4 protein-coding genes are annotated in these 8,135 nt (G+C 34.1%); 1 reads left to right on the forward strand and 3 read right to left on the reverse strand.

The window, feature by feature from the left end:
* Positions 1 to 21: 21 nt before the first annotated feature.
* The 3 genes from HMPREF9455_RS12385 to HMPREF9455_RS12395 all read right to left on the reverse strand — a co-directional run bounded on the left by HMPREF9455_RS12385 (position 22) and on the right by HMPREF9455_RS12395 (position 6,554).
* Positions 22 to 897 carry a hypothetical protein gene (locus HMPREF9455_RS12385; protein WP_006800047.1) on the reverse strand — a complete coding sequence of 292 codons (876 nt, stop codon included), beginning with the start codon at positions 895 to 897 and terminating at the stop codon, positions 22 to 24.
* A gap of 574 nt (positions 898 to 1,471) precedes the next feature.
* Entirely contained in the window at positions 1,472 to 2,188 is a 717-nt protein-coding gene (locus HMPREF9455_RS12390; protein WP_006800048.1) for a TetR/AcrR family transcriptional regulator, read from the reverse strand.
* Between the two features lie 340 nt (positions 2,189 to 2,528).
* Entirely contained in the window at positions 2,529 to 6,554 is a 4,026-nt protein-coding gene (locus HMPREF9455_RS12395; RefSeq protein WP_006800049.1) for a hybrid sensor histidine kinase/response regulator transcription factor, read from the reverse strand.
* Positions 6,555 to 6,851: 297 nt separating this feature from the next.
* Here HMPREF9455_RS12395 and HMPREF9455_RS12400 point away from each other — a divergent pair, with 297 nt between their 5' ends.
* Entirely contained in the window at positions 6,852 to 7,808 is a 957-nt protein-coding gene (locus HMPREF9455_RS12400; protein ID WP_006800050.1) for a glycoside hydrolase family 43 protein, read from the forward strand.
* Positions 7,809 to 8,135: the final 327 nt, after the last annotated feature.

Consider the following 8,135-nt stretch of genomic DNA (forward strand, 5'->3'; position numbering starts at 1 on the left):
AATAACTAATTGTTTGTAATCTTATATTTCGATTTCACTTATATTCAGTTTTTTTACAAGAGTCCATTCACTATCAATGTAGACCCATATTTCGATTTCATCCTGTGTGGAATTATAATTGACTGTGACTTCTGTTATGTCGTTCCTGTTGATTTCCAAATCTATAGAAGGCAGAGTCAGTGTTGGGGAAGAATTGTCTGTTGTATAAAAAGAGATGGTTAATTTAGATATTTCGTTGTTGAGTGTAGGAGCCAGATATGTAGATGTTTTATCTAATACTTGTGTGCTTTTTCGGAATGTGGTTTTTACATTTGCCATATCCCTATACAATCGCTGTGCATTTACATATTTGTAGATATTTGATATGTTTTGATCTATTTTAACAATAGACTCAGGAAGATTATTCATCTTTACTGATAGCTTGCCCTTTGTCCGGTCCATTCCTAAAATAGTATCTTGTGCTAATCCGTTTATGATATTCAATGTGGCAGAGCCAAGGTATATATCAGTACTTTCTGTATTATCAGTATGTAAAGCAAGAGTTTCTATCACAGACTCATTTACATTTCCCCATACAGTCAGCAGGTATTGTCCGTCGGGCATATGGTCCAGAATTATATTTGTGCTTTTCTCTTCTCCCAATATTTTATTTATAGGTGACTTTATATTTGTATTACCTGTTTTGATATTCTCTAATGTATAGTATATATTAGAGATATATTGGTTGAAAGGCAGATTTTCGTCAACAATATTTCCTTCTGTTCCCGAATTATTGAGGTAGTTCTTGTCTTTTACAACTAGCTGTATGTTATACTGATAAGGGCATTCTGGTAGGGATTCTCTGACACATGAAGCAAGGAGTGAAATAGAAAATAGCAAGCATATGGTTACTCTCATCGTACAAGTTTTTAGGTCGTGAATATCTTATACTTTTTATTAGCTATTAACATCAATTGTATTTAATTTGTTTATTCATGAATATATAAAAAATAGTAGTTTTTTATGATTCATATTATGAATAACTATAATTGCGTATATGTGATATTATCTACAGATATCTGTGGGACTATTTTGTTGATATAATATGTTATATAACAGATGTTTGTTTTTTTTATATAAAATATTTATTTTACAAATAGATATTGGTTTTGTAAGCTTGTTTAATATATTGTATATTATATATAATTTGTTTTATTATTCCGGAATAAATAGATGAATTTAGTTAAATAGATCCTTTTCTAAAATATATAATCTTTAGCCATTAGTGTTAATAGCTCTATGGAAGTGAATATAGCACCTATTGTGGAAAGTTTATTCTTGAATTTTATACAGTCGACGAAACTGATCTGATATATAGTTTTTGTGATATGTAGTTTCTATATGGGGAAAGGTAGTCTAATAATTCTTATATAGTTTTTCTAATATATTATCACCTAATCCTGTCGATATTTTTATAATATCATATTCAACATTATTTTTTATTAGTTTTTTTTGCAATGCTTACAGCTTGTTGTTTTGATGGAGGAACATCAGCAGAGGGTGCCTCTTCTTCATAATCATCAAATATTTTGAGTATTATTTTTTCTATACTGGATTTTAGCTCTGTAATATTTTTTTGTTCAGTATAATCTATGGAGTTAAATGTGCCTGCTCCCCGATGTAAAATCAGGAATATTATCCCACCTATTATAAGTGAGGATGCATGTGAAAAATTGATATCGCAATTCTTGAACTTTTCGTCAAAAAAGTTCATTATATACTTAGAACTAATATCTCTGTTTTGTGCAGTTCGTTGGGTAATATAATTTTTTTCATTTATCTCCCATGCTATTAGCCTTTGCATACAAATATCATTCAATAGCGATTCTGCAATAGCATTTATGGTAGTATAGGCGTTTACTACCGGATGAAGATTGTCCTGATTGAATTTTATATTATCATTTAGCCAATAATCATAATTACGAACAAATTTTTCCAGAAAATCGTTCATATCTTTATACCTGTTGTAGAATACAGGCGGATCTATTTTGGCTTCCTGGCTAAGTGCTTTGACCGTGAGATTGTTAAATCCGATATTTTCGATTAATGTAATAGCAGCATCGAACAGGGATTGTTCAATGTCTTTTTTAGTCCTACGGTACCTTTTCTTTGCAGAGTCAGCTACATTCTCTCTTGCCTTATTGCTCATACGTGCAGTATTATGACAATCTAAATTAATATAACATTAAATTGTAAATGCTACGGAAACAGTATTGCTGCATTTGTTCTTAGTGCAAATGCCAAAAGGTAAATTATTTAATGGGTCGTCTTATTTACAATATACAGTTGCAAAAATAGTATTAATTTTGATAAGTCAATAATTACACAATGATAGATTTCCGTAATAATATGTATACTAACTATTATTTTGTTAAATTATTGGTTAAGGCCTTCATACGGTAAGAATCTGGCATACTTCTGGTATCTGTTATCTTTTCTGTTTTAGGTGATATTAAATTATAGAGATTATGTCTTTGTGATAAAGTTGGTTACATTTTATCCTTTCCTTCGTTTAAATGCTTGTTTACGAATTCTTTAGGTAACATGTTGTAATTTTTCTGAAAGACTTTCGTAAAATAAGATGGAGAATTGAATCCTATACTGTAAGCAACCTCATTGATTCGCATATCAGTTTCTATCAGTAACTTGCAAGCCTTCCTTAGACGGTAGTTTCGCAGATAATCACCCGGGGTTACTCCGCTTATTGTTTTCAGTTTTCGTTGCAGGTTGGAACGGCTGATATTGAGTATACCGGTCAGCGATTCCACGGAAAAGTTTTCTTCCGATATGTGTTTTTCTATCTCTTCATTTAGTTTGTTGAGGAATATTTCGTCATTTTTGTTGGAGACAAGAACTGAATAGGATGTTAATGGAGAACGATTGAACGCTTCCAGCATTGCTTTGCGATTCTCGAGCAGGCTTAGGATTTGGGCCTTGAGAAAAGAGGTGGAGAAGGGTTTCTCTATAAATACGTCGGCTCCGGAAAGCAATCCTTCTATTTTGACAGCATTCTCTGTTTTGGCAGATAATAATATCAGAGGAATATGGCTATAATTAATATCTGACTTTAGTTTCTTTGTAAAAGAAATGCCATCTATACCCGGCATCATTATGTCCGATATAATGACATCGTAACTCTTTTCTTCAAGTAGAGATAATGCTATTGTGGCATCTGGAGCAGAATCAACTATATAATCGCTAAGTAAAGTCTTTTTTATAAATAGAGCCATCTCGGAATTATCTTCAATAATCAGGATTGAAAATTGGTATCCTGCTTCTGTGTGGGGTGCATTTTCGGTTGTAAGAGCTATAGATTGATCAGGTAATACAGATGGTGTCTTCTCAAATGATGGTTCTATATCGGAAAATTGGAAAATGAATACCGTTCCTCCATCCTTCCTGTCCGCTACATCGATAGTTCCTCCCAGGATATCGGTCAGATTTTTTACTAGTGCCAATCCCAAGCCTGTTCCTATATTACGATCCTCAGTCTGGACCTGAAAAAACGGATCGAATATCAGCGATTTATGGTCGTCGGATATCCCTCTTCCATTATCTTCGACAGTTATGGTGTATGATTTATCACTGTTACAGGCTAAAGATAATATAATTTGGTTTTTAGTGTATTTCAACGCATTTGTCAATAAATTGCCGATTATTTTTGTCAAAGCATCGGCATCGGCATTTATCCTGATTTCTTTATCCTGAGGTAAATTTAATATAAAGTCTATTTGTTTTCGTTGAGCAGTTTTTTTGAAACGCTCATATAGCTCATAAATAAATTCTTTCAGGTTAATGTCCCCGGGATTTACAACATATACAGTGGAATCCATCTTTCTGAAATCGAGTAATTGATTGATCAGTACGGTTAAGCGATTACAGTTTTTTTCTATTATGAGAAGGTTTTGTTTAGTCTCACTATTATCTTCGTTTGTATTAATAACCTCTTCCAATGGTGCTGTAATAAGGCTTAACGGGGTTCTTACTTCGTGAGCTATGGTTGTAAAGAAATCTATTTTCGACTTGAATGCCAAGGTTTCCTGTTCGGTTTTGTATGCTTCCAGTTGTTGTAGCCGTTTCTTCCTATCCTTAGCCCAATAATAAGACATGACAATATACACTAAAGATATAAGTATTATGAAGTATAATGCCTTTGCCGGTAGAGAAAGCCAGAATGGAGGAAGTATTTCTATTTCTATTTTGGCTCCGGTCTCGTTCCATAAACCATCATTATTTGTTGCTTTTATCCAGAAACAATATTTTCCATAAGGCAGATTGACATATGTCACGCTTTTATTATTCCCTGTGTAATTCCAATCTGTATCAGCTCCTTCCAGTTTATAGGCATATTGATTTTTTGTCTGAGTAACATAGCTCAGGCTGACGTATGATATTGTAAAGGATGATTTATTGTATGGCAGTGTTATTTTTTGTCCCTTGTTTAATTTAATTTGTATTTCGTCTTCCATTTCAGAATCAGAATTGCTGAATAGACTTATTCCGGTAATCTCTACAGGAGGCACTACTATATTCTTGTTTGCATTGAGATCTTGAGGATAAAAGGAATTAAAGCCGTTTATACCACCAAAATAAAATTTTCCGTTCTTGGTCTTATAGCTTGACTTGTAATTAAACTGATTGCTTTGTAGTCCATCTTCTTTATTGTACAATATGGAATTCTGAGGTGCTGACAAGTTAAAACATGCTAACCCTTTATTACAACTGATCCATAGGTTTCCAAAAGGGTCATCGAGAATGCCATAAACGACATTGTTAGGCAAACCATCCGATTCGGATATATTTGAGAAATTATCTCTTTTTGCATCATAAATAAAAATACCCTTTCCTTCGCTAGAGAAAAGAATTCTTCTCTGACTATCTATATACACACTGGTTAGTTTACTTTTTACGATGGGATTCTCACTATCTAGAATAGCATCATAATATATCCATTTATTCGTTTTAATATCCAGTTTTATAACACCACCGCCATATGTTGCCAGCCACAGGTTTCCGTAATGATCTTCTTTTATATCGTAGATAAAACCGTCAATGGATTCTATGGGGGTAAAACTATTGGTGGCCTTGTTATATTTATTTAATCCTACCGGAGTGCCGGCATAAATATCTCCGTTACTGGTTTTATATAATGAAAAAACACAATTATCATTTAATGTATTTTTGTTTCCACTTATACTATTATAGTTAGTCAAAGACCTGGTTTTGGTATTATATACATCTATACCTCTCGAAAATGTCCCGATCCATAAATTATCTCCATCTAATAGCAACGCATGCGTGTTATGATAAGATGTTGTTATTGGCTGACTGATACTTTTGGTTACAGAGTTGAAATAATTTATCCCTCCGTCTTCGGTTGCAATCCATAAATTGCCGAACTGATCTTCACAAAACTGACTGATCGCTTTTCCCGACAATGTTCCGGGGCGGCGGTCCGGATAATAAGTCTCAATATTTAATTGAGATGGGTTCAGATAGTTAACTCCTCCAAAATAAGTTCCTATCCATATCCCGTTTTCCTTATCCTTATAGATAGAATATACATTTTGGTCGCTAAGGCTATGCTGTAATTGAGGCATATCTATTCTCTTGGCTTTTTTTGTCTCCAAATCGAATAGATACAATCCGTCATCCGAACCAATATATAAGGATCTGTCATCATATTGAAAAATAGCTCTGATATGTGTTACATACTGAAATATATCGTTGCGCCCAAGGTACGATATATGACTATTCGATTGCTTGTCGTACAGGCAGAGCCCATTGGACCAGGTGCCCAGCCACAAATTGCCTTTGTTATCTTCCAGGATGGATAAAGTTTCGTAAGAAAAATTCTCAGAGAAACCAAACATAGACTCTATAGGGTCTAGTTTGTTTGTCTCCTTATTGTATCTAAGTAAGCCGAGCCGAGTCCCTACCCAAATGTTTCCGGATAAGTCTCCATATATCACCCAACTGGCATTGTTATCCAAATTGTGTCTCGAAAGCTCTACTCTCGAAAGTTTTTTTTGTTTAGGATTATATTTGAATATACCCTGATTCATAGATGCTATCCAGATATCACCGGCCTGGTCCTGGTAAAGGGCATTGACAGCAGACGTCAAATAATTCTTTTCATTATTTGACGCTCCGGAAACTTTTTTAAATGTTTCTTCCACCGGATCCATTATGTATAATCCTGCATCGGTGCCGATATAAAGATTCCGGTCATTTCCTTCTATGAGGCATCGTATAAAATTATTTCCTATTGAATTCGTTTTTTCTACACTATGCCGAAAAACACGAAAGTTATTTCCATCAAACCGGTTTAGCCCGTCTTTTGTCCCGAACCACATGAATCCTTTCGAATCTTGTAGTATACAATAAACTGCATTCTCGGACAAACCTTCATCAACTTGTATTTTTTTGAAATGAAAATCTGATTCAATTTGGGAGAACAGAGACAAATTAGTTGCGAGAAATAGTAATAGGATGATATATTTAACGACGCTCATATCTATACAAACATTTTTTGATAAGGTAAAATTACTTTATATATGAATCGGTAATGTAAGCAACCGGGCATATTTGTGATAAAAAATAACCAATGTATGATAATTTTTGGTCAAACGGGCTTTGTTGACCGATTTTTACTCTTTTTATTTTAAAAGTGTTCTCAGGCATATTTTGCTCCTGCTAAATTTGTGCATAGTTTTTTTCTCCCTGAATTTTAATTGTATCCAGTATATAAAGAGATCAGAAAAAGAGAAAATTATCAAACAATATTGAAAAACGAAAAAAGATCTGATAAAATGAAAATACTCAACGTCCTGATAGCCGTATTGTTTAGTTTTGGCTTTGCATCCTGTCAGAATAATGGAACAATCAAACAAGAGAAGGTCGAGGCTATCTCTCTTGGAGACCCCTTTATTATGCTTTATGAAAATGTTTACTATGTATATGGTACACATGCCAAAGAAGGTATAGAAGTATATACGTCTGCCGATTTGGTACATTGGAAAAAAGCTGAGTCGCTGGCCTTACATCAGAATGATTCATGGGGTGAGCGCTGGTTTTGGGCTCCCGAAGTATATTATATAAAAGAAAAAAATAAATTTTTCATGTATTATTCGGCAGATGAACATATTTGTGTGGCTGTCTCCGATTCTCCTTTGGGCCCTTTTGTACAGGATGAGAAACAACCAATGATTGCAGATGAAAAATGTATAGATAATTCATTGTTTATCGACGATGATGGAAAACCGTATTTGTACTTCGACCGCTTTAACGACGGACTTAATATATGGGTGGCCGAACTGGAGGAGGATCTTAAAACTATCAAGCTCCCAACTTTAGCAAAATGTATCAATGTATCCCAGTCATGGGAAGAGGTACATCCACGTGTCAACGAAGGCGCTTTTGTTACTAAACATGATGGTATATATTATATGACTTATTCAGGAAACAGCTACGAAAGTCCTTTTTATGGAGTAGGTTATGCTACAGCTACTTCTCCTATGGGCCCTTGGACAAAATATGACAAAAACCCGATTCTCCAAAAGCCGGACACTCTTGTTGGTGTAGGACATAGTGCTATGTTTAAAGATAAAGAAGGGCAGTTGAGAATTGTATTCCATGCTCATAACAATCAGGAAAAGATCCATCCGAGACATATGTATATTTCTTCTGTTCGGTTTACGAATGAAGAAGTGCCCGTTATGCAGGTACACGGTGATATTTTGAAGCCTGTAGTAGTAACCATTGAATGATATTTATCTGTACGGGAATGTAAAAAATAGAATAAAAAATGGTGTTTTTTAGTCAACGAGGTAGTGTTGACCGGAATTTTTCTTTTAATGCACAGGTTGTTTTACCTGTTTCATTCATAATTATTTTCCTTTGAAACTTCATTTAAAGAATACCAGAAAGAAGAACCTTTATACTTATAATATATGCTCCATATAATACAAAATACAACAATTATGAATGACATTTTTTTGCTTGAAAATTTGTCGGTTAACTGTATTTTGTTAGAGAGAGAGAGAGAGAGAGAGAGAGAGAGAGAGAGAGAGAGAGAGAGAGAGAGAGAGAGAGAG

Source organism: Dysgonomonas gadei ATCC BAA-286 (assembly GCF_000213555.1).
Classification (GTDB): domain Bacteria; phylum Bacteroidota; class Bacteroidia; order Bacteroidales; family Dysgonomonadaceae; genus Dysgonomonas; species Dysgonomonas gadei.